We start from the raw sequence: 24,241 nt of genomic DNA, 5'->3' as shown, positions 1-24,241 counted from the left end.
ATGCGTTACGATCAAATCTCGAGCTCACTTTTTGCAAATAACAGAAAGAATTTTGTCAAAAAAATGAAGCCAAATACGATTGCGATTCTTACTTCTAATGATGTAAAACATAATAATGCCGATGATGTAATGGGATTTTCCCAAAATAATGACTTGTTTTATCTAACAGGGATAGATCAAGAGGAAACGATTTTAGTATTATATCCAGATGCTTATAAAGAAGAGAATAAAGAAATCTTATTTATTAAGGAAACAAATGAGCACATTAGAATTTGGGATGGTGATAAATTAACAAAAGAAGATGCAATTAAAGTTTCACAAATAGAAAGGGTTGAATGGGTTCATGATTTTGAAATGTTATTACAATATATGGCTTTTGAAGCAGATGGCTTTTATTTAGGCCATAATGAACATATGAAGCGGGTAACAAAAGATCAGGAAACACGTCAAGATCGAATGATACAATGGTGTAAACAAAAGTATCCACTTCATAATTATTATAGAGCTGCGAAGATTACGAGAGAATTACGCCAAGTAAAGTCAAAAGAAGAAATTGAGCTTATACAAAAGGCGGCAAACATTAGTGTTTTATCATTTAAAAAAGTTCTACATGCTTGCGAACCAAACATTAAAGAATATGAGCTGGAGGCAGAGCTGATTTATAATTTAACAAAACTAGGAGCTACACGCCATGCATTTAAGCCTATAGTTGCTTCAGGAAAAAATGCATGTGCCTTACATTATAATACTAACGATGCTGTTTGCCAAGATGGTGATATGATCTTGTTAGACTTTGGTGTTTGTTATGCAAATTATAACAGTGATACCACAAGATGTTTTCCTGTAAATGGGAAGTTTACAAATAGGCAGAAAGAAGTTTATAGTGCCGTTTTAAATTGCTTAAAAGAAGGGAGCAAGTTTTTAAAACCCGGTGTGGCCCATGCCGATTACGAAAAGAACATGGCAAATTTGGTAGAACATGAACTTATAAAACTTGGATTATTAGATAAGGGAGAGGTGGCTAAACAAGATCCGAATAATCCGTTGTATAAAAAGTATTTTATGCATGGTACAGCACATCATATCGGATTGGATGTTCATGATGTAGGGCTATATTCAAGAACAATCCAAGAAGGAATGGTCTTTACTTGTGAACCCGGAATTTACATTCGAGAAGAGGGTATTGGTTGTAGATTGGAAAACGATTATTTAATTACAAGTACTGGAAATATCAATTTAACCGCTGCCATGCCGATTGAAATTGATGAGATTGAAGCTCTAATGCTATAATTATCTAAGTATAAATCCATTTTTCATTGGATCGCTCGGGTCAATCACGAATGTATTCATTCCCGTGATATGTGCAGTGCCAGATACCTGCGGGATAACAGCGGTATAAGAGCCATAATTTTCCTCAGCGATTACTGAGCCTTTAAAAACAGAGCCGGTTATACTTTCTATACTCATTTCTTCACCAAAATCAATTTCGTTTCTTGTTTTATGAATAGCCATTCGTCCAGAAACTCCAGATCCGGTTGGGCAACGGTCAACTTCACCTTCAGCAAAGATGCACACATTTTTGCTGTCGTTTCCAGATGGCTGTATTTTATTATCTATAAAAATAGTTCCGTAAAGAAAACTTAGATCTTTTTCATAAGGATGCAAAATATCTTTATCAAACTGCATTACTGCATGTTTTATATCCATCCCTGCTTTTATAAGTTGTCTATATGAATTTGAGCTCAAATCAAAATCAAAGGTGTTTTTAGAAATATCTACGTAAGCATAAAATGCTCCGCCATAGGCTAGATCATAAGTAACTTCTCCGAACCCCTGAATATGTGCCGTTTTGTCTAAACCTACAACAAAACTTGGCACACAATGAAAACGTACTTCATTGACTTCTCCGTTTATCACATTTGTAAATGACGTAATTCTACCGCACGGAGCATCAATCTTTAAAACATTATCACCTTCTTTAACATCAATCCACTTCATTTTTACCGCTAACGTAGAAATAGCAATAATTGCATGGCCGCACATGGTTGAATAGCCTTCATTGTGTAAAAAAAGAATGCCGAAATCTCCTTCGCTATCATTTGGGGGTACTAAAATGCAACCATACATATCTGCATGCCCTCTAGGCTCAAACATTAATGCTGTTCTTAAAAAATCAAAGTGCTCTTTACAAAATCTCCTGTAGTCTAAAACAGAATTACCTTCAAGTTTTGGAAATCCATCAATAATTACACGTAAGGGTTCACCACCGGTGTGCATGTCAATGGTTCTTATTTGAAGCCAATTTTCATTTGGGATGTACGCCGTTTTCTCTAGAATATTTCGATACGTTGATTTATTCATTTATATATTTTTTATAAAAATAATTTGCGGCAACAAGATCTTCTAAGGCATGACCTACTGATTTAAAAACTGTAATTTCTTTGGGGTTTTCACGACCTTTCTTTAAACCGCTGCATAAATCGAATAAATCTGCTTTGATGTCGCTTTCTTCAATAATACCTTCTTTAAGCGGAATAGCGATATCACCACTTTCTTTTAGCCCACCCTGAAAAGTGTCTAAAAAAACAGATGCTTTCAAAATGGTTTCGTTGTCTGCTTCTCTCATAGTAACTTTATAAGAACCTACAAGATCAATATGTTGTCCTGGGCTTAAATTGGCACCTAAAATTAAAGGGGAAACAGAGAGTGTAGCGCTTGAAATTATGTCGACTTCAGAAATTTTTTCGTTAATACTTTCTGTTGCGGTGACATTAAAATTTTCATTCTTTAGTTGCTTGCAAATTGCCTGGGCCTTTTTAAAGTTTCTTCCCCAAACAAAAACATTCTCAATAGGTCTAACTTCTGCATGGGCCCTTATAAGATTGGTTGAAAGTGCTCCTGTACCAATCATTAGTAGAGATGAAGCATCTTTTTTAGATAAAAATGAAGATGCTAATGCTGAAGTGGCAGCTGTACGCTTTGCAGTTAAACTTTTTGCTTCTAAAATTGCTTTTACTGTTCCGGTTTTAGTATCTAGATGTATATATACTCCATTAATAGATGGTAGATTATAGGTGTCATTTTCCGGACTAACACTTACAATTTTTACACCAGCGGTTTCACCAGCCTGCCACGCAGGCATTAATAATAGGGTTGAATTGGTGTGGTGTGGTGGATTAGGAAAATCATGATGATGTCGTGTTGGAACAATGATTTCATTATCAGAAAATGCCTTTCTTAACGCATGAACTAGATGAAAATAGTTGACATTGGTTTCTATAAAATGTTCATCTATTTGTAAAATTTCTTTCACTTTATAGTAATTATCGTTTAAAAATAATGGTTTAAAGTTTAATTGAGCTTCTTTAAGAAAGCAATTTAAAAAGATAAGACTTTAAATAAGTATTTTAAATGCAATAACCTTATTAAATCTTCAGAATTTCTTTAGAATTTCTTCATATTTTTACAGGTAATCATAGCAAAAAATAATTAAAAATATATTTAAATTCTTGATTTTCAGCATTGTATGTAAAAATTCAAAAACTCCCTGAAAACCATGAATTTTAAAAATCACCAAATCTGCTATTGACTTGAGTACGTTTAGCAGATATGTTTGTACCGTAAGTTTTTAGTAAAATTTATAGCTATTTAAAAATAGTTAACAAATTAGGGGAGAAAGGAGAAAAGTCACAGTTTTCATAGCATTTATAATCTTCAAAGTTACTTTTCTCCTTATTTTTTTACAATAGATTGCAAAAAATAGAGTTTAATAGTTAGGAGTTTTTGATACTTAATTGTTTTAGAAGTGTACTAACCTAAATAAGTAAACAATATGAATCATAATTTTAAAATCGGTGAAGTAGTAGTTTGTGTAAACGCTAAAAGAAGATGGTATAAATTAGGAGGCCTAAAAAAAGGCGACTTATATACTATTGTCGGTTTTAATCCTTATGATGGAGGTTTAGTTTTAGAAGAAGCAAAATCACCCCGCAGTGGTTACAATGCATATAAGGCAGATCGTTTTAGAAAAGTTGATTATGCTTTCGCAGAAAATATTCTTAATAATATTCAACCACAAGTTCAAGAAAAAGAAACAATTCATATAAAAGAGCGCGATTTTTCAATTGCTGCGATATTGAATTAATTCAACCACCCTTCCGTTTTCTTGCTTAATAAGCAGTAAATATTTCAGTTTTATTCTTTGTACATTAGCTATAAATAATAGCTAAATGTACATTAAAGGTAATATTGTTGATATCTTAAATCGACGAATTTTTAAAGGAGAAATTGAAGTTTCTAATGGAAAAATCTCCGCCATTAGAGAAAGTAGCCATTCAAATGAACAATATATACTTCCCGGATTTGTAGATGCTCATATCCATATAGAGAGCTCGATGCTCGTGCCCTCTGAATTTGCTCGAATTGCCGTTTTGCATGGTACAGTAGCCACGGTTTCAGACCCACATGAAATTGCCAATGTTTTAGGAGTAAATGGTGTAGATTTTATGATAGATAATGGTAAAAAAGTACCCTTGAAATTCAATTTTGGAGCTCCATCTTGCGTACCAGCTACGTCATTTGAAAGTGCCGGTGCCATCATTGATGCCAATGAGATCAAAAAAATGATGGAAAATGATGATATTAAGTATCTAGCTGAAATGATGAACTATCCCGGTGTAATTTATGAAGATAAAGAAGTGCTTCAGAAAATTGCATGGGCAAAATATTATAATAAACCTATTGATGGGCATGCCCCAGGATTACGAGGTGATGATATCACGAAATACATTGCTGCAGGAATTTCTACCGACCATGAATGTTTTACATACGAGGAAGCATTAGAAAAGCTCAAAAAAGGGATGAAAATCATAATTCGAGAGGGTAGTGCCGCTAAAAACTTTGAGGCACTTATTGATCTGCTTCCATCTCATTTTGAGAATATGATGTTTTGTTCAGATGATAAACATCCTGATGATTTATTAGTGGGTCATATAAATCAATTATGTGAGCGAGCCGTAGCGAAGGGAATAGATGTTTTTAAAATATTACAAGTGGCATGTGTGAATGCCGTTGAACACTATAATTTGGATGTAGGACTCTTAAAAGAAGGCGACTTTGCAGATTTTATTGTAGTGGAAGATCTAGAAAAGTTTAAAGTAATTCAGACGTACATTAATGGTGAATTGGTGGCTGATTCCGGAAAATCATTTGTAAAACCGGTAGAATTTAAAGTATTGAATAATTTCAATGTAGATAAAAAACGAACTTCTGATTTCGAATTTCACTCTGCTTCAGATAAAATAAGGGTGATTGAGGCATTAGATGGTGAGCTAGTAACGAATACGATTGAAGTTGAAAGCTTAATAAAAGAAGGCAATTTAATTTCTAATGTTGAAAAAGATATCTTAAAAATAACAGTTGTGAATCGTTATAAAAATAGTGATCCTTCAATTGCTTTTATTAAGAATTTTGGATTAAAAGAAGGAGCGATTGCAAGTTCTGTAGGACACGATTCTCATAACATTATAGCTATTGGTGTTTCTGATGAGGCCATTTGTAAGGCAGTAAATCTTTTGATAGAAAACAAAGGCGGAATTTGTGCCGTTTCAGATACTAATGAAAAGGTGGTAGCTTTGCCTGTTGCAGGCATAATGAGTGATCAATCAGCAGAAGCCATTGGTAAGGCCTATGCGCAATTAGATCAAATGGCTAAGCAAATGGGAAGCCAATTAAATGCACCTTATATGACACTATCATTTATGGCTCTTTTGGTAATACCTTCTTTAAAATTAAGTGATAAAGGTTTGTTTGATGGTGAAAAATTTCAATTTACCTCATTGGAAGTTAAATAAATGAAGAAATGAGTTAAACGAAAGAATTTAGAATGGAAAGCATAGCGTCTAGCAACTAAGTAGAGAATAAACAGATCTCTTTAGTTTCGTCTGGTAGAAGAACCATCTTTTCAAAATGTAAACCAAGCCGTTCTAACAGTTGATGTGACTTTTTGTTATCGACATTTGCAATTCCAAGAATAGGGTTAAGCTTTAATTCTTCTTTGGCATATTCTAATATGGCTTTTGTACTTTCATATGCATAGCCTTTACCTCTTCCCTTAGGTAAAAAAGCAAATCCAACATCTACATGATCCAAAGCATCTCTATCTACTAATCCCGAAATTCCAATAGGAGTATTACTGTTTTTGAGTGTAACTTTATAAAAACCAAATCCCCAGTTTTTATAGCTAGGTATAATCCTTTCAGATAAATAGTTTTCCGCATCTTTTACGGTTAAAATATTTCTGTCGCCAATAAACCTTTTCCAATCGGGGTCATTTACCAATTCGAAGAAAAATGGAGCGTCTTCTAAACATAATTCTGTAATGTTTAGCCTTTCAGTTTTTAAAATCATAGTGGTAAATGTAGTATTTTTAGCGCATCTAAAAATGAAAGATGGGTTTATTTGAAGAATTGAAAGAAAGAAGTGCAAGCCAGTGCGAATTATGTGGAGATAAAAATAATTTAGACGTTTATGAGGTGCCTCCTGTTTCTATAGGTGGTATTGATGGAAGCTTATTGGCATGTAAGACTTGTATCGATCAGATTAATGATGTAGCAAAAATGGATGTTAATCACTGGAGGTGTTTAAACGAAAGTATGTGGAGTGAACACAAGACTGTTCAGATAGTGGCTTGGAGAATGCTGTCTAGATTAAAAAGCGAAGGATGGCCACAAGATTTACTTGATCTATTGTACTTAGATGACGAAACATTAAAGCTGGCAAAAGCTACTGGGGAAGGACTAAGTGAAAGTGAAAAAATAATCCATAAAGATGTTAATGGGGTACCTCTTAAATCTGGAGATTCGGTGGTATTAATTAAAGACCTTAAAGTAAAAGGATCGAGTATGGTAGCCAAACAGGGAACCGCAGTTCGTAGAATTTCTTTGGATCAAGATAATGCTGAATATATTGAAGGAAAAGTAGATGGTCAGCATATTGTCATTCTCACCAAATACGTTAAGAGGTTGTAATTTTTTAAGAAGCTAATTTATAGTAATGAGCAAACTTCAGTTATTATATATTTTATTGGCGCTACTAATATGGTGTATTGGGTATTTTCATAACGGTAAATTTGTAAGACCCAAATGGAAGATTCCGGGGAAATTTATTTTTTATATAAGCCTTTCAGCAATTTTCGCATATTATTTTAGAGCTTATAGTTTGCTTTTTATTATAGGCCACCCCCTTTTAGGTTTTTTATTCCATTTAAAAGTTTGTAAAAAGCACCATATAAACTGGCGTACTTGCGAGCCAAAAGAAAAATACTTGGCATTACAAGAGAAATGGGCTAAAGGAGATTTCTAGAGAAATGGCTTTACAATAAATCAGTTTGTTTTTTATAAAAAGCATCTGATTGTTTTCTAAATAATTCTTTCGCCTTTTGTTTTTTATAAGCATATACTTCTTGATCTTCGGCAACATCGTAATACACTTTTTCATTTAATGTGGTATCAGTGGCCAGTACAGCGGCTCTCTGATTTTTTTGTTGCGCTACCCAAACTGCTAAGGCACTTTCTTGTTCTTCTAGCTTGAGGTCATAAGCACCCTTTGGTGCCATTATCTTTGCGAAAACCGGAGCAGTTTCAATCGCCAAAAAGAGAAGTAAAATAAAAAACGAAGGAAACCATGCTAACTCTCCTAAGGCATTTATCCGAGCCATAAGGCCGTCGAAACCATCTATAATTGGTTGGCTTACGATCACTTGATTATCTTGCTTGGCTCTTAAGGAGGCTATTGTTGATTCTTTTTCTGTAATCTTCGTTTTACTTTCTTGTTTTAATTGTTGCAGCTCTTGCAAAAGGACATCGTGTTTTTCACGCTTCTCTTTATAAACGGGGCCTTTACCAATTAGCAATGTTCCTTTACGACCTTCTGCTTCGGCAATATATGTTTCGTACAAATCATTTACTTCTTTTTCCTTAGCATCTACGGTATTTTTAATAGCTGTTATTTCTGATTGAATTCTATCGATCTCTGGAGTGAATTGTTGCGCAATCTGATTTTGATTCTCTAAAGTCAATTCATTTTTTTGCGCTAACAAAACCTGATCAATTTCTTTTTCGAAAATTTTCATCTCTAATGGCTTTGAAATAACTACGGCAATAATCACAGCTAGAATAATTCTTGGCGAAGCTTGAATCAGTTCTTTCCATATAGAATCCCTTTTTTTAATTGTAGATACAATAAATCGATCTAAATTGAATATAAGCAAGCCCCAAATAAGTCCAAAGGCGATAGCCATATAGACATTGTCAAAAACGGTATATAAGGCATAAGATCCAGATATAAAAGCCATGATAGCAGTAAAGAAAACAGTGCCGCCTATACCGGCATACTTAATTTGTTCAGACTTTGGGCTATCGTTAAGTACATCAGGGTCTGCGCCAGAGCACATCCAAAAGAAATTTTTTAGCATGGTAAAAAGGAGTATATTATAATTTAACGCTAAATTGGTTGAAATGTTACGATTAAAAAGTTAAAATTATGTTTATAAGATGCTATTTAGAATTATTATTTTTGTTTGTAACCTTAATTTGAGTCTATGCATTTTAGAAAGTGGTTTTTTTTGATTTTTGTTAGTGGTGGAATTTTTACTGCTTTTTCACAACAAAAGTTTGAAAGGGAATATCGTGTTGGAGCAGATGAGGTTCCTGCAAAAGCAAAAGCGTTTATTCAGAAATGTAATTTTTCAAGAAATGTAAAGTGGTATATAGAAGAAAGTCAAGATGGTAAAACTTACGAGGCAAAATCAACCAAAGATACCTATAAGTTTAGTATTGAATTCGATTTAAAAGGTGCTATTATTGACGTTGAAAAAACGATAAGGTTCTCTGAAATACCAAAGGATGAATTTGATAAAATAATAGTAACGCTTGAGAAGAAATTTATAAAATATCGCGTTAAAAAAACGCAAATACAGTGGAAAGCTAGTGAGGCTGAATTGATTGGTCTCATTAAGGGAAATGTAAAAATGAGTAAGGCTCATTTATACGAAATAGTCTTAAAAGGGAAAAACCAAAGGAGTTATAAAATGTATGAACTTTTACTAGATCCTCAGGGTGTAGTATTAAAGGATTTGGAAATTGTTCCTGCAAATTCTGATAATCTTCAGTTTTAATTATGAGATTTATAGTCTGGACTTTTATATTATGTAGCTTCTATAGCTTTTCTCAATCATCTTTCAATACTGGATGGTTGCCTAAAATAAATACAACCGTAAAGGTTTCAGAAACTATAAAATGGGTAAATAGTGTTGAGGCTAGAGAAGTTATATATAAGGAAGACTTTATTTTTGAGCATAGCCTAGTCGATATTGCTTCTATTCTTTCATTTAAAACTTCACTTAATCAATCATTAAATATTGGTTACTTAATTCGCTTTAGAGAGAATGGAGATATAGTTCATCGATTTTTACAACATTATAATTTGGTGAACAATTTTAACACGGTGCGGGTTGGGCATAGAATTGGATTTGAACAGTTTTTTCAGGCTAATGTAAATCCAGAGTTTAGAACGCGCTATAGAATCACACTTCAGAAAGCCCTAAGTGGTGAGAAAGTTGACATAAGAGAATTTTATTTAAAAATAGGGAATGAGTATTTATGGAATTTCACTCATGAGGATTTTGAAGCTCGCTTGGCACCTTATTTAGGATATAGAATTAGTAAAAAAGATAAGTTAGAATTCGGTTTTGATTATCGATTAGGAGAATTTTTGAACTCAAATCCTAAGCATCGATTATGGTTTCGGACTACTTGGTATATTACTTTTTAATTTTTATTGAAAAAAAGGTAGGAGTTTTTGCTTTTAAGTTGTTGTTATTTCGAAGAACAAACCTAAACACACAAAATGTCAACAAAAAAAAATCAAAGAATTAAAGCGGAAATTTTCAAATTAACAACACTAAGTAAAATCACGAGTTACTTAGAAAAGAATCATAACAGACCCTCAAAAAGATTGTCATCGGCAATTAAAAATGATGAGTTGGGCTATTTTAATCAGTTAGAAAATCTATAATTCATTAGTATTACATTTCGCTAAAATATTTATAAAACCAGGGTATAGTTTCTATACCCTTTAGATAGTTCCATACGCCAAAGTGTTCATTTGGCGAATGTATGGCATCACTGTCTAAACCAAAACCCATCAAAATCGTTTTACTTTTAAGCTCTTTCTCAAAAAGTGAAACTATTGGGATACTACCACCACTTCTTTGAGGAATTGGCTTTTTACCAAAAGTTTCTTCATAAGCTTTACTTGCTGCTCGATATCCTTTAGAATCAATTGGTGTTACATAACCTTGTCCCCCATGATGAGGCTTTACATCAACGTGTACACTTTTAGGGGCTATGCTTTCAAAATGTTGCTTGAAAAGTTGTGTAATTTCTTCCCAATCTTGATTTGGTACTAAGCGCATTGAAATTTTGGCATAGGCTTTACTTGCAATAACAGTTTTTGCGCCTTCACCGATATAACCTCCCCAGATTCCATTAACATCTAAGGTTGGTCGGATAGAATTACGCTCATTAGTGGTGTAACCTTCTTCACCATATATATCATCAATAGCCAGAGCTTCTTTATATTTAGCTAATGAAAAAGGGGCTTTTGCCATTTCATTACGTTCTTCTTTGGAAAGCTCTTCAACCTTGTCATAAAACCCCGGGATTGTTATGTGGTTATTTTCATCATGCAAAGAAGCAATCATTTTTGTTAATACATTAATAGGATTGGCCACGGCACCACCATATAACCCTGAATGTAAATCACGATTCGGTCCGGTTACTTCTACCTCCACGTAACTCAAACCACGTAAACCTGTAGTAATAGAAGGTGTGTCATTTGCTATCATGCCGGTATCTGAAATCAAAATTACGTCGTTAGCTAATTTTTCTTTGTTTCTAGGAACAAACCAAGCTAGACTTTCAGACCCAACCTCTTCTTCGCCTTCTATCATAAATTTAACATTACATGGAAGTTGATTAGTACTCGTTAAATATTCTAAAGCCTTAACATGCATGTATAATTGTCCTTTGTCATCGCATGCTCCCCTTGCAAAAATGGCTCCTTCAGGATGTTTATCTGTTGTTTTAATAACTGGCTCAAAAGGAGGGGAGTCCCATAAATCTAATGGGTCTGGTGGTTGCACATCATAGTGTCCATAAACCAAAACGGTGGGTAAATCTTTATTGATAATCTTTTCTCCAAATACAATTGGATAACCTGGTGTTTCACAAATTTCCACAAAATCACATCCAGCCTGTTCTAGAGATTTTTTAATAACTTCTGCTGTAGCGATCACATCTTTTTTATAGGCCGAATCTGCCGAAATAGAAGGGATTTTTAAAAGCTCAATGAGTTCATCTAAAAAACGATCTTTATGTCGGCTTATGTATGATTTTATACTATTCATTGCTTAGAATTTATTCAAAATCAAAAGTAGTAAAAATATAGATGAGTAGCTTTGCAGTTTAGTAGGATTGCTTATATTTGCACCCACAATTCTGCGGATGTGGTGGAATTGGTAGACACGCTAGACTTAGGATCTAGTGCCGCGAGGCGTGGGGGTTCGACTCCCTTCATCCGCACTTAAAGCTCTCAAATTGTTGAGAGCTTTTTTATTATAATAACTAATCCAAATTAATAAATCGAAAATATATTAACTTCTTTAAGTTTCCCTTTTAATAATACTTTTCCTAAAAAAGTAGTTTGAAAACCTAAATCAGAGTTTAGATGACTAAGAAGTGATTCAGAAATTAGCAAAGGAGCCTTATAAGTATTGCATTCTGCTTGTATACGTGCAGTAGTATTGATAACATCGCCATGATAGGCTAATTCCTTCTTTAATGTGCCTACTTCAGCAACTATTAATTTCCCTCCATGCAATCCGGCTTTAAATTCTGGAATTTCACCAAAACGATCGTTGTAATTCTTAGCTTTTTTAAGCAATTTTTCTTGGAAGGCAAAGTATAACTCAACACAATTATTATTTGCAAGTCCTTTGGTGTATGGCCAGGTGAGAACCGCTTCATCGCCTACATATTGGTAAATTTCGGCGTCGAATCTCGGAACGACCTCGTTCAAATCAAAAAAACACTCTTGTATAAACTCACTATATTTAAAATGCCCTAATTTTTCAGCAATCGTAGTAGAATCCTTTAAATCTAAAAACATAAAAATGCGTTTTTCTTCCTTAGGCTTTTTATAAGTGCCAAGTAACATTTTCAGGAAGTTGTTTTTGCCAAATTTTTCAATAGCAATTTTTATAAATGAAAAATTTAACGATGCTAATACAAAGAAAAAAACCGTTACCCAAAAACCTTTGTTGGCATGCCACCATCCTCTATATACTACTGCTTCTTTAACATTATTTTCATAAGCATAAAACCATCTAATAAAAGAAACAGAGGCTATTAAAAGAACAAAGTAAATAAACGTTTTTATAAGCAGCTGTTGCCATAACTTAGCTCGTTTAGATAAATGTTTGTCAAATAAAAATTCTATTACTGAGTAAAATAGTCCAATAAAAACACCAATAATTAAAAGGTATTCAAGAACCTTAAAACTTGATAACTCTGCTATATCGTTTTTTGGGGTGTAGTTTTCTTCTATACCTATATAACGCAATAGGTAAAAAGCTAAAAATGCAACAACCCAAAATAGTATTGATTGCCAAAGTAAGTTGAGATAGGTTTTTAAATTCTTATTCATAATGATTGAATACTAAAAGAAAAATGATGAATTAAGAAGCGATGCCATTTTTAACATTAATAAATGAAGCTTGGGGTAATTTATCTTGAAGTATTTGAATTGCAGCGCTACTTCTAACTCCAGATTTACAATAAACTGCAATGCTTTTTGAAGTATCAATTTCATCAAAACGTTTAGAAACCTCTCCTAAAGGAATATGTTGACCACCGATATGGTGTAAATCTCGCTCCCATTGTTCTCTTACATCCAATAAATTGTACTCATTTATAATATGCTTTAATTCACTTAAAGTTATTTCATTTTCTATCGCTTTTATTCCACAAAATAAATCATAGTCTTCTTCTAGTACTGTTATGTGCGCATTATCAGTTTTTTGAAAATTCAATAACATTTGACGCATACTTAGAACATCAAGGATTAATAATTTATTGAATAAAATAGTACCTATTCCGCATATGATCTTAATTACTTCCGTGGCCTGCATGCTTCCAATAATTCCGGGTAATACTCCTAAAACGCCTATTTGTGAGCAATTCGGTGATTCTTCAGGCTTTGGAGGAATAGGGTATAAACATCTATAAGTTGCGCTTGCGTTATAATTAAATACGCTTACCTGCCCTTCAAATTTAAAGATGGCTCCGTAAACCAATGGTTTGTCAGTAATAACCGATGCGTCATTGGTTAAATAGCGTGTTGAGAAATTATCGCTGCCATCAACAATGATATCATATTTTTGAAACAAGGGAATCGCATTATGTATAGTTAATTTTTCGGCATAAGCGTTAAACTGAGTAAATGGATTTAGTTTTGATAACCGTTTAACGGCAATTTCAGATTTTGACTTCCCAATATCATCAATTGTGAACAGCACTTGACGTTGTAAGTTACTTTGATCTACCACATCGTTATCTATAACTCCTATGGTACCAACACCAGCAGCAGTTAAATACTGTAATATCGGACATCCTAAACCACCAGCTCCAATAACTAAAACTTTAGCCTGCTTAAGTTTTAACTGTCCTTCTATACCTATTTTGTCTAAAATAAGATGACGGTTATATTGTTGTTGTTCTTGTTTTGTTAAGTTCATGGTTTAAACCTCTCTGCAATAATAGTCAATTTCCTCTTTGTTAAATAAATCCTTTTTCACGAGCAACATAAAGTAACTCTTTATCATCGGAGGTAGAAACATTAAAAGCTTGCTTGATGTGACGTTTACGTTTTTCAAGTGCAGCAATAGATAAAGGAATAATATTGGGAAGATCTTTCATTCTAGTGCCAATGGATAATTCATACAGCATTTTTCTATCAATATCATCAAGTAAAAAATGACTTGAAACCTCTTTTCGCAAGAGTTTTATAATAGATTTACTATAATAAGGAGGATCGTTTATTATAGTATCTATAGCAGTTACTAATTCTTTTGGAGTAATATCATTTTTAGTTAAAAACCCATCCGGATTAATGTTTTTAAAGATACTATGTATCCTATAATTATCATTAAAAGTAGTAGCAACTATAATTTTAGTACTTGGGAATAATTCATTAATTCTTAATCCAAGATCTTCTCCTGATAGTATTTCACCATCTTTTGACGGAGGTAGTTTTATATCTAGAAATACAATGTCTAATGGTATTCGGTTTTCCGAAAACTCTAAAATCTTATTATAAGCATCATCGCAATTATGTGCAACACTAATCTTAAAAATAATATTGTTGCCTTGTTTACTATAATGATTAAACGCGCTTTTGTAGGCCTCAGAAATTAGAGGGTGATCATCTATAATGAAGACTTTATATTCACTGCTGGCCATTCTGTTTACTAATTAGTTCAATTAAAGTTATAATATAATAATTTAAATAGTTTTTACTGGAATTGAAATGTGAATGATTGTTCCTTTACCAATATTGGATTCTATATTAAAAAACCCATTTAGTTTTTGAATTCTTGAATCCATATTTTTAATACCTATTCCTTTTTTATTCTTTTTAACATTAAACCCGTTCCCATCGTCACTGATCTTAACATATAATTTTTCGTCTTCTGCAGTAAAGTTGATGTTCACATGTTTGGCCTGCGCGTATTTAATGCTATTTTGTAAGGCTTCTTGAATTATTCTGTATAGGTTGACTCTGGTTTTTTCATTAATAATATTCCAGTTTATTTGTTCTTCAGAGTTTATACTATACTCAAAGCTTCCAATTTTGCTTTTACTTTTAAGCAAAGCTTCTATTAATGTTATAAAGTCAGCATTAGAATCGCTAAAATTTGCTTGTAATTTGTGAGAAACATCTCTTATTTCTTTTTCTATTTTTTGCAGTTCTTCCAAGAAAGTCTCATGCTTTTTTAAAGTCTCATTACTACCTTTAATGTCTAAAAAACCTAGGTCAACTCGAATTCCAAAAAGTTTGCCTAAAATACCATCATGTAATTCTTCTGATATTCTATTGCGTTCTTTGGTTTTTTCTTCTTCTAACCTGGTTTGCTGTCGAAGTCGTAAAATATATAATTTCTCATTTGCTTGCTGTTGCTTTGACTCTAATATTAGCTTCTCATTTCTAGTTTTTTGAATCCTTAGAAAATATATTAGAGAAATGATCAATATAATGGCCAACCCAATTAAAAGCATTAAGATTTTTTGTTGTGAAAGGCGCTTTGTTTCTTCAATATACTCATCTGTTTCAAAAGCTATTCTAGCGAATTTATTTTGAATACTTCGTTCTGCCTCTAATAAACTATCATTAAACGTTATGTATTCGTTTAAATATTTTTCACTGTTTTTTTTATCTAAAACAGATAAGTGTTTTAATGAAGTTAAATAATCTCGATTAAATTGTATTTGTTCAGCTAGTGCATTTGCTTCTTTTGCAAAAAGTGTTGCTTTAATAGTGTCTCCTAAATAACTATAATATTCTGAGAGGTGTAGTTTATTAATTAGTACACCCCCTTTACTATTAAGGCTATCTCTAATACGTAAAGCTTTTAAAAGACTTTTTTCAATTTGAGAAGTATCGTTATTGTGAAGTTGACTGTAAGCTCTATTGTCAAGAAGTGTTGAGTAGAGCTTGGGGTCTTTAATTCTAAGGTTTTTATTTTCTAAAGCTTCATTAAAATATGTTATCGCCTTGGAATAATTATCACTATAATGATGAACTAATCCGATATCATTAAGGCTACTTTCTCTATACGTCTTTTTGTTTTTTACTTTTTTCAAGGCTTCCAACGCTTTTTCATGATAAAAGAGTGCCTTATCATATGCTCTTAATTCTTTTTGAAGTATAGCTAAATGATAATAAGAAATATAAAGAGACTTATATTTTTTTAAGGTTTTGTATTTTGAAATTGCTTGAATAATTAGTTCTTCACTTCCCGTATAATCTCTATAACGCCCTTTTATAAAACTCATATTATACAGCATTTTAGCGGTATAATTCTCATGATTAATTTCATTAAAAGCTTTATAAGCTTCATTATAATGATAATAAGCACTATCAAATTTTAGTTTGTTGATATAATGATATGCGTAGTTCCACTGTACCATACCTAATGTATAAGTATCACCAATGGTTAATGCAATATCTTGTGCTTCCTTATTTATAGGTTTGAAGCTTAAAGTATCTTTTAGTTCTAAATATTGATAGGCTATGTTAGTTAAATATTTACCGGTTACTGTGTCTGTTTTTTTTGAAATAGCTAAATCATATGCATTTCTTAAAAACGTCTTTCGTTGCTTTTTTGAATAAGATTCCTTTTTAGCTGAATCAATCCAAATAGAAATTTCATCGCTATTTGAATTAGCTTGAGGTATAGGCTCATTTTTAGAAGTACAGCTTTTAAGGGTTATAGCTAATAGTATAAAAATGAAGACAATTTTATGTAGTGTTTTAAACTTCAACTTTCTTTTTCCTAATAACAAATCTAAAAAAAGCCTTTAACAAAAGCTTGTTAAAGGCTTTTGATAAGAGAGGTATATCTTAATCTCCATCATCATCTCGCTCATTATCAGGTTCTGAACCACTGTCTCCTCCAGTGGCTTGTGTGTCTGCTTTTGTGCTTATTTTAGTTTCTTCAATAATATCATCAGATGTGCACGAATAGGTTGCTACTGTTAAAATTATGAGTATCAAAAAATTTCGTAATATTTTCATAATGCAATAGTTTAAGTTTGATAATAGGTTTTATAAACCAATATGTGGTTATGTGTTAAATTTTATGTGACAAAGTGTTTATTGACTTTGACATTTTAGTGAAGCTTCAAGACAAATTTATGTTGAGAATCCCATTTTATACAGTTAGTTTGTAGTATTTTAGTGAATACTATTGTTTTGAGAGTGAAACCTATGAGTTTGATAGCGAACATTAATTAATTGCCATATAAGAATTACCAGCTAATGCCGTATTTATCAACTCTATGTTGCCTGCAAAAGTTTTAGTAAAAGGTACCTTATAGGCTTTATTCTTCATTACACAGATACCTTTTCCGTAATGAATTCGAGAAACTAAATCACTATTGACGATATAACTTTTATGTATTCTTAAAAAATTTCGAGGTAATAAATTTTCAAATGTTTTAAGAGTTTTAAATGCACCTACCACAGAATCATCACTCATATAAAAATCTGTGGTATTGTTATCTGCTTTTAAAAAAAGAATATCGTCGAGACCCAGGTAATGATAATCTTTATGTGATTTTAAACAGATCGTTTTCCCTGACTCTTCAAAGTGTCTTTTTTGATATCTCATAATGCATTTTCTTATGGATAGTTCTGATAAGGGTGTAAGGAGGTAATCAAAGAAGTCATATTTGTACGCCTTATACGCTTGATCTTTAGTATTAGATAGGGCAATTAAGATTGGTTGTTTGATGCTAAAATGGCGAGTGTCTAATAAAAATTCGGAGAGGTTTTCAATGACGCCATCAATATTAATAAATATAAGATCAGGACTCGTTTTTAGAATTAAATTTAGTGCTTCATCGTGTTCTTTTGAAGTGCCCTCATATCTCATGCCTTCAATACCGTCAAGTATCGTTTTGATATAATTTGTTGCATGAATTTCTTTGTCAATTATTACATATTTTTTCAAAACACTTCGATTAAAAATACACCACAAGTTATAGATTACCTATAATATTACGGTGAGGTTTGTCCTTGAAAAAAGTAAGGTTCATTATGCCTTAACATGTTTCAAATGAATATCTTCGACACTATAAGTAAAATGTATACATGATTCGGTAAAATGTATATAATCAGTATTTTGTCTAGGCTTAATTTTGTCGTGTAAAATTTATGAAAACAAATAAAATGAATAAAACAGCATTAATAACTGGAGCCAGTAGTGGCATTGGAAAGGAACTCGCTAGAATTCATGCAGAAAAAGGCGGTGATATGGTTATTGTCGCCCGAAGACAAGAAAAATTAAATGAACTTAAAGTAGAATTAGAACAGAAATTTGGTGTTACTGTTGTTGCTATGGTTAAAGATTTAAGCAAATCTGGTACTGCTAAAGAGTTATATAATGAAATAAAAAGTGCAGGTATAGAGATAGAATATTTGTGCAATAATGCAGGCTTTGGTTTACGAGGAAAGTTTCATGAGCTCTCTTGGGAGCGCCAACAACAAATGATCAATTTGAATATGATAGCGCTAACCGAATTAATGTATTTGTTTTTACCAGATATGGTTAAAAGGGATAGCGGTAAAATTTTAAATACTTCATCAACGGCAAGTTTTATGCCTGGGCCTTTACAGGCAGTTTATTTTGCATCAAAAGCCTATGTAACTTATTTAAGTAATGCCATTACTGAAGAATTACACGATACTAATGTGACAATTACTAACTTAATGCCAGGCGCAACGGAAACGGAATTTGCAAAAATTGCAGATATGGAACGAACAGGATTATTCGAAAAAGCATTCTCGGCACGCTCAGTTGCTGAAGATGGATATACAGCAATGTTAAAAGGAAAAATGGACGTAATTTCTGGCTTAACCTTCGGGCAAAATTTAATGATGAAAGCTATTCCGTTTACTCCAAAAAAAATGGTTCTAAAACAAATAAGAGAAATGCAGGAGGTTAAAAATTAAGTATTTATTTGGTAAATGAACATATTTTATCCCTCTGTTTTAAAGAACTGTATTGATTATGATTAATATATATTAAGCGCATGAATGAAATTATCCATATAAAATCTATCACTGAAGCTAACAAATTATTTGGTGTTCACTCGCCAAAACATCCTTTGATTACTATAATGTGGGCTAAAGAAATGCCAGACTTTAGTCAATATTTTGGTATTAAATATAATACAGACCTATTTACAATTTCATTGAAGGATGGCATTGAAGGTACGTTGGGTTATGGACGCAATAGCTATGATTTTGAAGATGGAACATTGGTGTTTTCAAAACCGAATCAGGTGCTTTCTATAGAAGAGAAAACTATTGTGGAAGGTGCTAAAGGATGGGCATTAATATTTCATCCTGATTTAATCAGGAAATCTGAATTAGGTAAAACCATAGGCACTTATACTTTTTTTGATTATGAAGTGCATGAAGCCTTACATATATCTGAAGACGAAAAAGCTACCTTAACCGATCTAGTAAAAAAAATTGAGATTGAAATTAATCAGAATATAGATAAGCACAGTCAGAAATTAATTATTTCTACAATTGAACTCATTTTAGACTATTGCAATCGCTATTACGATCGACAATTTTATATACGAACTAATTTACACCAAGATCATGTTTCAGAATTTGAGCGATTTTTAAAAGACTACTACAATTCAGAAAAGCCATCAGAATTAGGATTGCCATCCGTAAAATATTGTGGCGAAAAATTGAATATGTCTCCTAATTATCTAAGTGACCTCTTAAAAAAGGAAACAGGTATAAGTGCTAAAGACCATATTTATGCTTTTATAGTAAATAGGGCTAAGAATAAATTATTAGGAACTACTAATTCGATAAGCGAGATTGCTTATGATTTAGGGTTTGAATATCCACAACATTTTAGTAAGCTTTTTAAAAAGCAAACAGGAATGAGTCCTGCAAAATATAGAATAGGTAATTAATGAAAAAAGTGATTATTACAGGCTCAACGGGAATGGTTGGTAAAGGTGTATTATTAGAGTGCTTAGATAGTGCCAAGGTTGAAAAAGTATTAGTAATTAATAGAAATTCTTTAGCATTAGAGCATCCTAAACTGCAAGAAGTGATACTTAAAGATTTTACGAAGGTAACTTCAATTAAAGATGATCTTATTGATTATGATGCATGTTTTTATTGCATGGGAGTTTCTGCAGTTGGATTGAGCGAAGAAACGTATACTGCTTTGACCTATAATACTGCAAAAGCATTTGCCGATACTTTAATAAATACAAATCCAGAAATGATTTTCAACTATGTTTCGGGTGCAGGAACTAATAGTTCCCAGAAAGGTGCTTCAATGTGGGCAAGGGTAAAAGGTAAAACCGAAAATTATATCATTAATAAAGGTTTTAAAGATAGCTACATGTTTAGACCAGGTATTATAATTCCAGAAAGAGGAATTAAATCAAGAACAAATTGGTACAGTATAATTTATGCGATTTTGTATCCTTTCTTTGGAATAATGAAAAGATCTAAAAATATAACAACCACTACAAAAATTGGCCTAGCAATGGTTAATTCGCTGTTTCACTCTCAAAATCTAAAGCATTTAGAAAATAAAGACATTAATCAACTTGCTATAAAATAAATTTCTCTTGAAAAAACTTATAAAAATATTCAAACGCATGCTTATTTATTTAGGATTATTAGTAGTAATACTTATTATTGCTTACCAAGCTTTTGTTAACTTTTACCCTTCATTTGGTGGTGATGTTTCAAATGAACGTAAGGCGCAATATGAAACATCAAAGCAATTTAAGAATGGAAGTTTTGCGAATGTAAAAGATGTGCCCAAAGACTTGAGTTTTTCAGAGACGATGTCTATTGCTCGTAAATTCTTTTTCACGAAGATTGAAAACGGAACCCCAAATAGTGATTTAAAAGTTGAAAAAATTGATTCTATAACTATCGCAGACCATGATAAGGAAACCCGTTTGATTTGGTTTGGGCATTCAGCTTTTTTATTACAAATAGAGCATAAGAATATTTTAATAGATCCGATGTTCGAAGCGGTTCCTGCACCACATCCATTATTAGGGAGTAGTCGTTTTAGTAAGGAACTACCCATAGAAATTAAAAAATTACCTAAGATAGACGCCGTATTGATTTCACATGATCACTATGATCACCTTGACTATGAATCAATTAAAAAATTAAAAGGAAAGGTTTCACAATTTTATGTACCACTAGGAGTAGGTGTGCATTTACAGGCCTGGGGAGTTGTTGATAGTCAAATTACAGAATTAGACTGGTGGCAAGAAACTTCTTTTAAAGGCTTACAATTTGTTTGTACACCGGCACAGCATTTTTCTGGGCGCAAATTCAATAATCGCCAAAGTACATTATGGAGTTCTTGGGTGATTAATTCAAATAAAGAACGAATATTTTTTAGTGGAGACAGTGGTTATGCACCTCACTTCAAAGAAATTGGTGAAAAATATGGGCCTTTTGATTTTGCAATGTTAGAATGTGGTCAATACAATAAGTTATGGCCAGATGTACACATGTTTCCAGAAGAAACAGCCCAAGCTGGGATAGATGTTAAGGCTAAAGTAATAATGCCAATACATTGGGGAGCATTTAAGTTAGCATTGCACTCATGGACAGACCCAATAGAGCGAGTTACCAAAAAAGCAAAAGAGTTAAATGTACCTATTGTCACTCCAAAAATAGGTGAACCTATCTTGCTAAGTCATTTGCCTGAGCCGAAGGCTAATTGGTGGGCCAAGTACTAACCTTATATACTCTTGAGTTTTTGACTGTTAGAAGATATTCCCTTATAAAAATCTAGGTGATCAATATTGATCACCTAGATTTTTTATTGATACAAAATTGAATGAATTGGATGTTTCTTGCGCAATTTTGTGAGGGTGATTTGGCGGGTAGGATATTGTTTCTCAATAATATAAGCAAACAAATTCCCTTTAAAATAATTTTGTAAATTTATATGACCAACCTAAGTAAAATGAAAAAACAACTACTAATCTTCGTTTTCTTTATTATTTCAACTTTAATTTTCGCACAAAAGAAAAGCTATAATATTGGTATTCTCATCGATAATAGAACTGAAGAAATTGATCCTTTATTATTACAATTACAAAACCAAATAAAAGCGGTAGTGGGTGAAGATGCCGAAGTCAATTTCCCTAAAGGAAATATTCTGGTAAACAATTATAATCTTGAAAAAGCAGCGCAAAATTATAATCAATTACTGGGCAACGAAACTGATATTATTTTAGCATTTGGCGTTGTAAATAATAAAATAGTAAGTAGTCAAAAAGAATATATAAAACCTACTATTTTATTCGGAGCTGTAAATCGAGACTTTAATAATATAGACCTAAGTAAAGAAACTTCAGGGATTAATAATTTAACTTATTTAGTTGAGTCAGAATCTTTTTTAGCAGATTTCAAGAAGTTTCAAGAGCTAACAAATTTTAAAACCTTAGGAATTGTTATTGAGAAGCCTTTTCTAGACATTCTTCCGCTAAAAGAAACATTCGATGAAGAATTTAAAATACTAAAAGCCAATTATAAACTAATTCCCTTTGAATCGGTTACCGATATTACATCTAATCTTGATAATATTGATGCCGTTTATTTAGCAGGAGGGTTCTTTTTGAAAAATGATGAGATAAAACAATTAGCTCAAACCTTTATAGAAAAGAAATTACCATCTTTTACAGCACTTGGAGTAGATGCGGTTCAGAATGGAGTTATGGCCACTAATCAGGCAGAAGATAATTTCGATCAGTTTTTGCGCCGTATCTCCTTGTCAATTGAAGGTTATATTAATGGCACTCCACTTGCCGAAATGCCTGTTTATATTGAATATAGTCCGCGATTAACAATGAATTATAACACCGCCGAACTTGTAGGCGTACCTATAAAATATAGTTTGATTAATAATACTGATTTCATAGGTGAGATGAAGAATGCACTATCGAATAAAACCTATAACCTTCTCGAAGTAATTGATGAGGTTTTACAACAAAACTTATCGCTGCAATCGCAGAAGAAAGATGTAGACTTAAGCACTCAAGATGTGAAAACAGCAAAAAGTAATTATTTACCGAGTCTTACAGCCTCTGGAAGTGGAACCTATATTGATCCAGATTTGGCCGAAATTAGTAATGGGCAAAATCCTGAGTTTTCTACTGCCGGAAATATTACTTTACAACAAACCGTTTTTTCAGAAGCAGCTAATGCAAATATTACCGTTCAGAAAAAGTTACAGCAAGCGCAGCAAGAAAATTTTAATGCTGCTCAATTAGATGCCATTTTTGATGGTATTAATGCCTATTTTAATGTGCTCGTTTTAAAGGCAAATATGCAAATTCAACTTCGTAATCTTCAGTTAACGAAGCGTAATTTGCAAATAGCAAATCAAAATTTTGAAGCAGGACAATCGGGTAAATCAGATATGCTTCGTTTTCGTAGCCAAATGGCTCAGAATACGCAAACAATGGTTGAAGCCGCTAATCAATTAGAGCAAAGTTTTGTGCAACTCAATCAGCTGTTGAATAATCCTGTAAATAGTGAAATAGATGTTGAAGATGTTGCTTTAGACGAAGGTATTTTTAAGCAATATAATTACGAACAGTTTTCAGAAATACTTGATGATCCAACTTCAAGGGAGCCCTTTATAGAATTTATCATTGAAGAAGCTAAAAATAATGCGCCCGAACTTAAAGCACTAGCTTATAATTTAGAGGCTATTGAGCGTAATTTAAAGCTTAATTCAGGAGGGCGGTTTTTACCAACAATTGCTTTACAGGGGCAGTACAACAGAACCTTCAATAGAAGTGGTGCAGGAAGCACCGCTCCACAAGGATTTACATTATTAGACGATAATTATAATGTAGGTGTTAATGTGTCAATTCCCATTTTAAATCAAAATAGAACGAATATTAATAGGCAAACGGCAGTGATACAAAAAGATCAGCTCAATATCAATAAAGAAAATACCGAGTTGGCCATAGCAAGCAATATTCGAACGTCAGTATTAAATGTGATTAATCAAATTTCTAACATAGAACTGTCAAAAGTATCAGAAGAAACCGCTCAAGAAGCTCTGGAGCTTACACAAGCATCGTATGCTAGTGGTGCAGTTAATATTATTCAGCTAATAGACGCTCAGAATAATTACCTCAATGCACAGTTAGCTCGTACAAATGCAATCTATAACTTTTTGATTAATGGATTACAACTTGAGCGCTTTTTAGGATACTATTTCTTGTTAAATACACAAGAAGAGAATGATAAATTCACACAGCGATTTTTAGAATTTTTAAGTAAAAGAAATTAAGCCAAACTAGATAAA

Annotated in this window: 24 protein-coding genes and 1 tRNA gene; 14 read left to right on the top strand and 11 right to left on the bottom strand. The window is 32.5% G+C overall.

What is annotated here, in order from left to right; genetic code table 11:
* A complete protein-coding gene (locus AC1EUU_RS14540; RefSeq protein ID WP_480202172.1) occupies nucleotides 1–1,290 on the top strand; it encodes an aminopeptidase P N-terminal domain-containing protein in 1,290 nt (429 codons plus the stop codon).
* On the opposite strand, the gene AC1EUU_RS14535 is transcribed toward AC1EUU_RS14540, so the two are convergent.
* Together AC1EUU_RS14535 and lhpI are read right to left on the bottom strand one after the other, a co-directional pair.
* Entirely contained in the window at nucleotides 1,291–2,361 is a 1,071-nt protein-coding gene (locus AC1EUU_RS14535; protein WP_480202171.1) for a proline racemase family protein, read from the bottom strand.
* Nucleotides 2,354–3,313, bottom strand: coding sequence for a bifunctional Delta(1)-pyrroline-2-carboxylate/Delta(1)-piperideine-2-carboxylate reductase (gene lhpI / locus AC1EUU_RS14530; protein WP_480202170.1), 960 nt, complete (start codon nucleotides 3,311–3,313; stop codon nucleotides 2,354–2,356). The genes AC1EUU_RS14535 and lhpI overlap by 8 nt, the downstream gene beginning before the upstream one ends.
* Nucleotides 3,314–3,832: 519 nt before the next feature.
* Between lhpI and AC1EUU_RS14525 the strand changes: the two genes are divergently transcribed.
* Both AC1EUU_RS14525 and ade read left to right on the top strand, forming a co-directional pair.
* Nucleotides 3,833–4,144, top strand: coding sequence for a hypothetical protein (locus AC1EUU_RS14525; RefSeq protein ID WP_480202169.1), 312 nt, complete (start codon nucleotides 3,833–3,835; stop codon nucleotides 4,142–4,144).
* Between the two features lie 85 nt (nucleotides 4,145–4,229).
* Nucleotides 4,230–5,852 (top strand): adenine deaminase, encoded by a 1,623-nt coding sequence (ade, locus tag AC1EUU_RS14520; protein WP_480202168.1) that lies wholly within the window; start codon nucleotides 4,230–4,232, stop codon nucleotides 5,850–5,852.
* A 55-nt stretch (nucleotides 5,853–5,907) separates the two neighbouring features.
* Here the strand turns inward: ade and AC1EUU_RS14515 are convergent, their stop codons facing one another.
* The gene (locus AC1EUU_RS14515; RefSeq protein ID WP_480202167.1) at nucleotides 5,908–6,408 is read right to left on the bottom strand and encodes a GNAT family N-acetyltransferase; all 501 of its coding nucleotides are present in this window, start codon (nucleotides 6,406–6,408) and stop codon (nucleotides 5,908–5,910) included.
* A gap of 41 nt (nucleotides 6,409–6,449) precedes the next feature.
* Between AC1EUU_RS14515 and AC1EUU_RS14510 the strand changes: the two genes are divergently transcribed.
* The gene (locus AC1EUU_RS14510; RefSeq protein ID WP_480202166.1) at nucleotides 6,450–7,028 is read left to right on the top strand and encodes a PhnA domain-containing protein; all 579 of its coding nucleotides are present in this window, start codon (nucleotides 6,450–6,452) and stop codon (nucleotides 7,026–7,028) included.
* Between the two features lie 25 nt (nucleotides 7,029–7,053).
* Nucleotides 7,054–7,362 (top strand): hypothetical protein, encoded by a 309-nt coding sequence (locus AC1EUU_RS14505; RefSeq protein ID WP_480202165.1) that lies wholly within the window; start codon nucleotides 7,054–7,056, stop codon nucleotides 7,360–7,362.
* 10 nt (nucleotides 7,363–7,372) lie between these two features.
* Here the strand turns inward: AC1EUU_RS14505 and AC1EUU_RS14500 are convergent, their stop codons facing one another.
* Nucleotides 7,373–8,473 carry a DUF4407 domain-containing protein gene (locus AC1EUU_RS14500; RefSeq protein WP_480202164.1) on the bottom strand — a complete coding sequence of 367 codons (1,101 nt, stop codon included), beginning with the start codon at nucleotides 8,471–8,473 and terminating at the stop codon, nucleotides 7,373–7,375.
* A gap of 126 nt (nucleotides 8,474–8,599) precedes the next feature.
* On the opposite strand from AC1EUU_RS14500, the gene AC1EUU_RS14495 reads away from it, so the two are divergent.
* From AC1EUU_RS14495 to AC1EUU_RS14485, 3 genes are all read left to right on the top strand, one after another.
* Nucleotides 8,600–9,175, top strand: coding sequence for a hypothetical protein (locus AC1EUU_RS14495; RefSeq protein WP_480202163.1), 576 nt, complete (start codon nucleotides 8,600–8,602; stop codon nucleotides 9,173–9,175).
* 2 nt (nucleotides 9,176–9,177) lie between these two features.
* Nucleotides 9,178–9,831: a DUF2490 domain-containing protein gene (locus AC1EUU_RS14490; RefSeq protein ID WP_480202162.1), complete on the top strand. Its 654-nt coding sequence runs from the start codon at nucleotides 9,178–9,180 to the stop codon at nucleotides 9,829–9,831.
* 75 nt (nucleotides 9,832–9,906) lie between these two features.
* Complete coding sequence (locus AC1EUU_RS14485) at nucleotides 9,907–10,074, top strand: hypothetical protein (RefSeq protein ID WP_480202161.1); 168 nt, start codon at nucleotides 9,907–9,909, stop codon at nucleotides 10,072–10,074.
* A 10-nt stretch (nucleotides 10,075–10,084) separates the two neighbouring features.
* On the opposite strand, the gene AC1EUU_RS14480 is transcribed toward AC1EUU_RS14485, so the two are convergent.
* Nucleotides 10,085–11,467, bottom strand: a complete 1,383-nt coding sequence (locus AC1EUU_RS14480) for a dipeptidase (RefSeq protein WP_480202160.1) — start codon at nucleotides 11,465–11,467, stop codon at nucleotides 10,085–10,087.
* A 93-nt stretch (nucleotides 11,468–11,560) separates the two neighbouring features.
* Between AC1EUU_RS14480 and AC1EUU_RS14475 the strand changes: the two genes are divergently transcribed.
* A tRNA-Leu gene (locus tag AC1EUU_RS14475) sits at nucleotides 11,561–11,642 on the top strand.
* Nucleotides 11,643–11,694: 52 nt separating this feature from the next.
* Here AC1EUU_RS14475 and AC1EUU_RS14470 read toward each other — a convergent pair.
* From AC1EUU_RS14470 to AC1EUU_RS14445, 6 genes are all read right to left on the bottom strand, one after another.
* Nucleotides 11,695–12,765, bottom strand: a complete 1,071-nt coding sequence (locus AC1EUU_RS14470; protein ID WP_480202159.1) for an adenylate/guanylate cyclase domain-containing protein — start codon at nucleotides 12,763–12,765, stop codon at nucleotides 11,695–11,697.
* Between the two features lie 31 nt (nucleotides 12,766–12,796).
* Nucleotides 12,797–13,855 (bottom strand): ThiF family adenylyltransferase, encoded by a 1,059-nt coding sequence (locus AC1EUU_RS14465; RefSeq protein WP_480202158.1) that lies wholly within the window; start codon nucleotides 13,853–13,855, stop codon nucleotides 12,797–12,799.
* A 40-nt stretch (nucleotides 13,856–13,895) separates the two neighbouring features.
* The gene (locus AC1EUU_RS14460; RefSeq protein ID WP_480202157.1) at nucleotides 13,896–14,579 is read right to left on the bottom strand and encodes a response regulator; all 684 of its coding nucleotides are present in this window, start codon (nucleotides 14,577–14,579) and stop codon (nucleotides 13,896–13,898) included.
* Between the two features lie 42 nt (nucleotides 14,580–14,621).
* Nucleotides 14,622–16,661 (bottom strand): tetratricopeptide repeat-containing sensor histidine kinase, encoded by a 2,040-nt coding sequence (locus AC1EUU_RS14455; protein WP_480202156.1) that lies wholly within the window; start codon nucleotides 16,659–16,661, stop codon nucleotides 14,622–14,624.
* A gap of 79 nt (nucleotides 16,662–16,740) precedes the next feature.
* The gene (locus AC1EUU_RS14450; protein ID WP_480202155.1) at nucleotides 16,741–16,914 is read right to left on the bottom strand and encodes a hypothetical protein; all 174 of its coding nucleotides are present in this window, start codon (nucleotides 16,912–16,914) and stop codon (nucleotides 16,741–16,743) included.
* A 211-nt stretch (nucleotides 16,915–17,125) separates the two neighbouring features.
* Entirely contained in the window at nucleotides 17,126–17,851 is a 726-nt protein-coding gene (locus AC1EUU_RS14445) for a LytR/AlgR family response regulator transcription factor (protein ID WP_480202154.1), read from the bottom strand.
* A 203-nt stretch (nucleotides 17,852–18,054) separates the two neighbouring features.
* Between AC1EUU_RS14445 and AC1EUU_RS14440 the strand changes: the two genes are divergently transcribed.
* From AC1EUU_RS14440 to AC1EUU_RS14420, 5 genes are all read left to right on the top strand, one after another.
* Complete coding sequence (locus tag AC1EUU_RS14440; RefSeq protein ID WP_480202153.1) at nucleotides 18,055–18,852, top strand: SDR family NAD(P)-dependent oxidoreductase; 798 nt, start codon at nucleotides 18,055–18,057, stop codon at nucleotides 18,850–18,852.
* An 80-nt stretch (nucleotides 18,853–18,932) separates the two neighbouring features.
* Nucleotides 18,933–19,841 carry a helix-turn-helix domain-containing protein gene (locus tag AC1EUU_RS14435; protein WP_480202152.1) on the top strand — a complete coding sequence of 303 codons (909 nt, stop codon included), beginning with the start codon at nucleotides 18,933–18,935 and terminating at the stop codon, nucleotides 19,839–19,841.
* Complete coding sequence (locus AC1EUU_RS14430) at nucleotides 19,841–20,506, top strand: NAD-dependent epimerase/dehydratase family protein (protein ID WP_480202151.1); 666 nt, start codon at nucleotides 19,841–19,843, stop codon at nucleotides 20,504–20,506. Before AC1EUU_RS14435 ends, AC1EUU_RS14430 begins: the two co-directional genes overlap by 1 nt.
* A gap of 7 nt (nucleotides 20,507–20,513) precedes the next feature.
* Nucleotides 20,514–21,653 (top strand): MBL fold metallo-hydrolase, encoded by a 1,140-nt coding sequence (locus AC1EUU_RS14425; RefSeq protein ID WP_480202150.1) that lies wholly within the window; start codon nucleotides 20,514–20,516, stop codon nucleotides 21,651–21,653.
* A 230-nt stretch (nucleotides 21,654–21,883) separates the two neighbouring features.
* A complete protein-coding gene (locus AC1EUU_RS14420) occupies nucleotides 21,884–24,226 on the top strand; it encodes a TolC family protein (RefSeq protein ID WP_480202149.1) in 2,343 nt (780 codons plus the stop codon).
* The last annotated feature ends 15 nt before the right edge of the window (nucleotides 24,227–24,241 follow it).

The organism is Maritimimonas sp. 2205BS37-2, from assembly GCF_056591755.1.
Note: the sequence above shows the minus strand (reverse complement) of the source record. Positions and strands in the feature narration are given on the sequence as shown.

Excerpts from the sequence above, each read along its gene's own strand:
- AC1EUU_RS14540 (WP_480202172.1), top strand. The coding sequence starts at position 1 with ATGCGTTACGATCAAATCTCGAGCTCACTTTTTGCAAATAACAGAAAG.
- AC1EUU_RS14535 (WP_480202171.1), bottom strand. The coding sequence starts at position 2,361 with ATGAATAAATCAACGTATCGAAATATTCTAGAGAAAACGGCGTACATC.
- AC1EUU_RS14525 (WP_480202169.1), top strand. The coding sequence starts at position 3,833 with ATGAATCATAATTTTAAAATCGGTGAAGTAGTAGTTTGTGTAAACGCT.
- ade (WP_480202168.1), top strand. The coding sequence starts at position 4,230 with ATGTACATTAAAGGTAATATTGTTGATATCTTAAATCGACGAATTTTT.
- AC1EUU_RS14515 (WP_480202167.1), bottom strand. The coding sequence starts at position 6,408 with ATGATTTTAAAAACTGAAAGGCTAAACATTACAGAATTATGTTTAGAA.
- AC1EUU_RS14510 (WP_480202166.1), top strand. The coding sequence starts at position 6,450 with ATGGGTTTATTTGAAGAATTGAAAGAAAGAAGTGCAAGCCAGTGCGAA.
- AC1EUU_RS14505 (WP_480202165.1), top strand. The coding sequence starts at position 7,054 with ATGAGCAAACTTCAGTTATTATATATTTTATTGGCGCTACTAATATGG.
- AC1EUU_RS14500 (WP_480202164.1), bottom strand. The coding sequence starts at position 8,473 with ATGCTAAAAAATTTCTTTTGGATGTGCTCTGGCGCAGACCCTGATGTA.
- AC1EUU_RS14495 (WP_480202163.1), top strand. The coding sequence starts at position 8,600 with ATGCATTTTAGAAAGTGGTTTTTTTTGATTTTTGTTAGTGGTGGAATT.
- AC1EUU_RS14490 (WP_480202162.1), top strand. The coding sequence starts at position 9,178 with ATGAGATTTATAGTCTGGACTTTTATATTATGTAGCTTCTATAGCTTT.
- AC1EUU_RS14485 (WP_480202161.1), top strand. The coding sequence starts at position 9,907 with ATGTCAACAAAAAAAAATCAAAGAATTAAAGCGGAAATTTTCAAATTA.
- AC1EUU_RS14480 (WP_480202160.1), bottom strand. The coding sequence starts at position 11,467 with ATGAATAGTATAAAATCATACATAAGCCGACATAAAGATCGTTTTTTA.
- AC1EUU_RS14470 (WP_480202159.1), bottom strand. The coding sequence starts at position 12,765 with ATGAATAAGAATTTAAAAACCTATCTCAACTTACTTTGGCAATCAATA.
- AC1EUU_RS14465 (WP_480202158.1), bottom strand. The coding sequence starts at position 13,855 with ATGAACTTAACAAAACAAGAACAACAACAATATAACCGTCATCTTATT.
- AC1EUU_RS14460 (WP_480202157.1), bottom strand. The coding sequence starts at position 14,579 with ATGGCCAGCAGTGAATATAAAGTCTTCATTATAGATGATCACCCTCTA.
- AC1EUU_RS14450 (WP_480202155.1), bottom strand. The coding sequence starts at position 16,914 with ATGAAAATATTACGAAATTTTTTGATACTCATAATTTTAACAGTAGCA.
- AC1EUU_RS14440 (WP_480202153.1), top strand. The coding sequence starts at position 18,055 with ATGAAAACAAATAAAATGAATAAAACAGCATTAATAACTGGAGCCAGT.
- AC1EUU_RS14435 (WP_480202152.1), top strand. The coding sequence starts at position 18,933 with ATGAATGAAATTATCCATATAAAATCTATCACTGAAGCTAACAAATTA.
- AC1EUU_RS14430 (WP_480202151.1), top strand. The coding sequence starts at position 19,841 with ATGAAAAAAGTGATTATTACAGGCTCAACGGGAATGGTTGGTAAAGGT.
- AC1EUU_RS14420 (WP_480202149.1), top strand. The coding sequence starts at position 21,884 with ATGAAAAAACAACTACTAATCTTCGTTTTCTTTATTATTTCAACTTTA.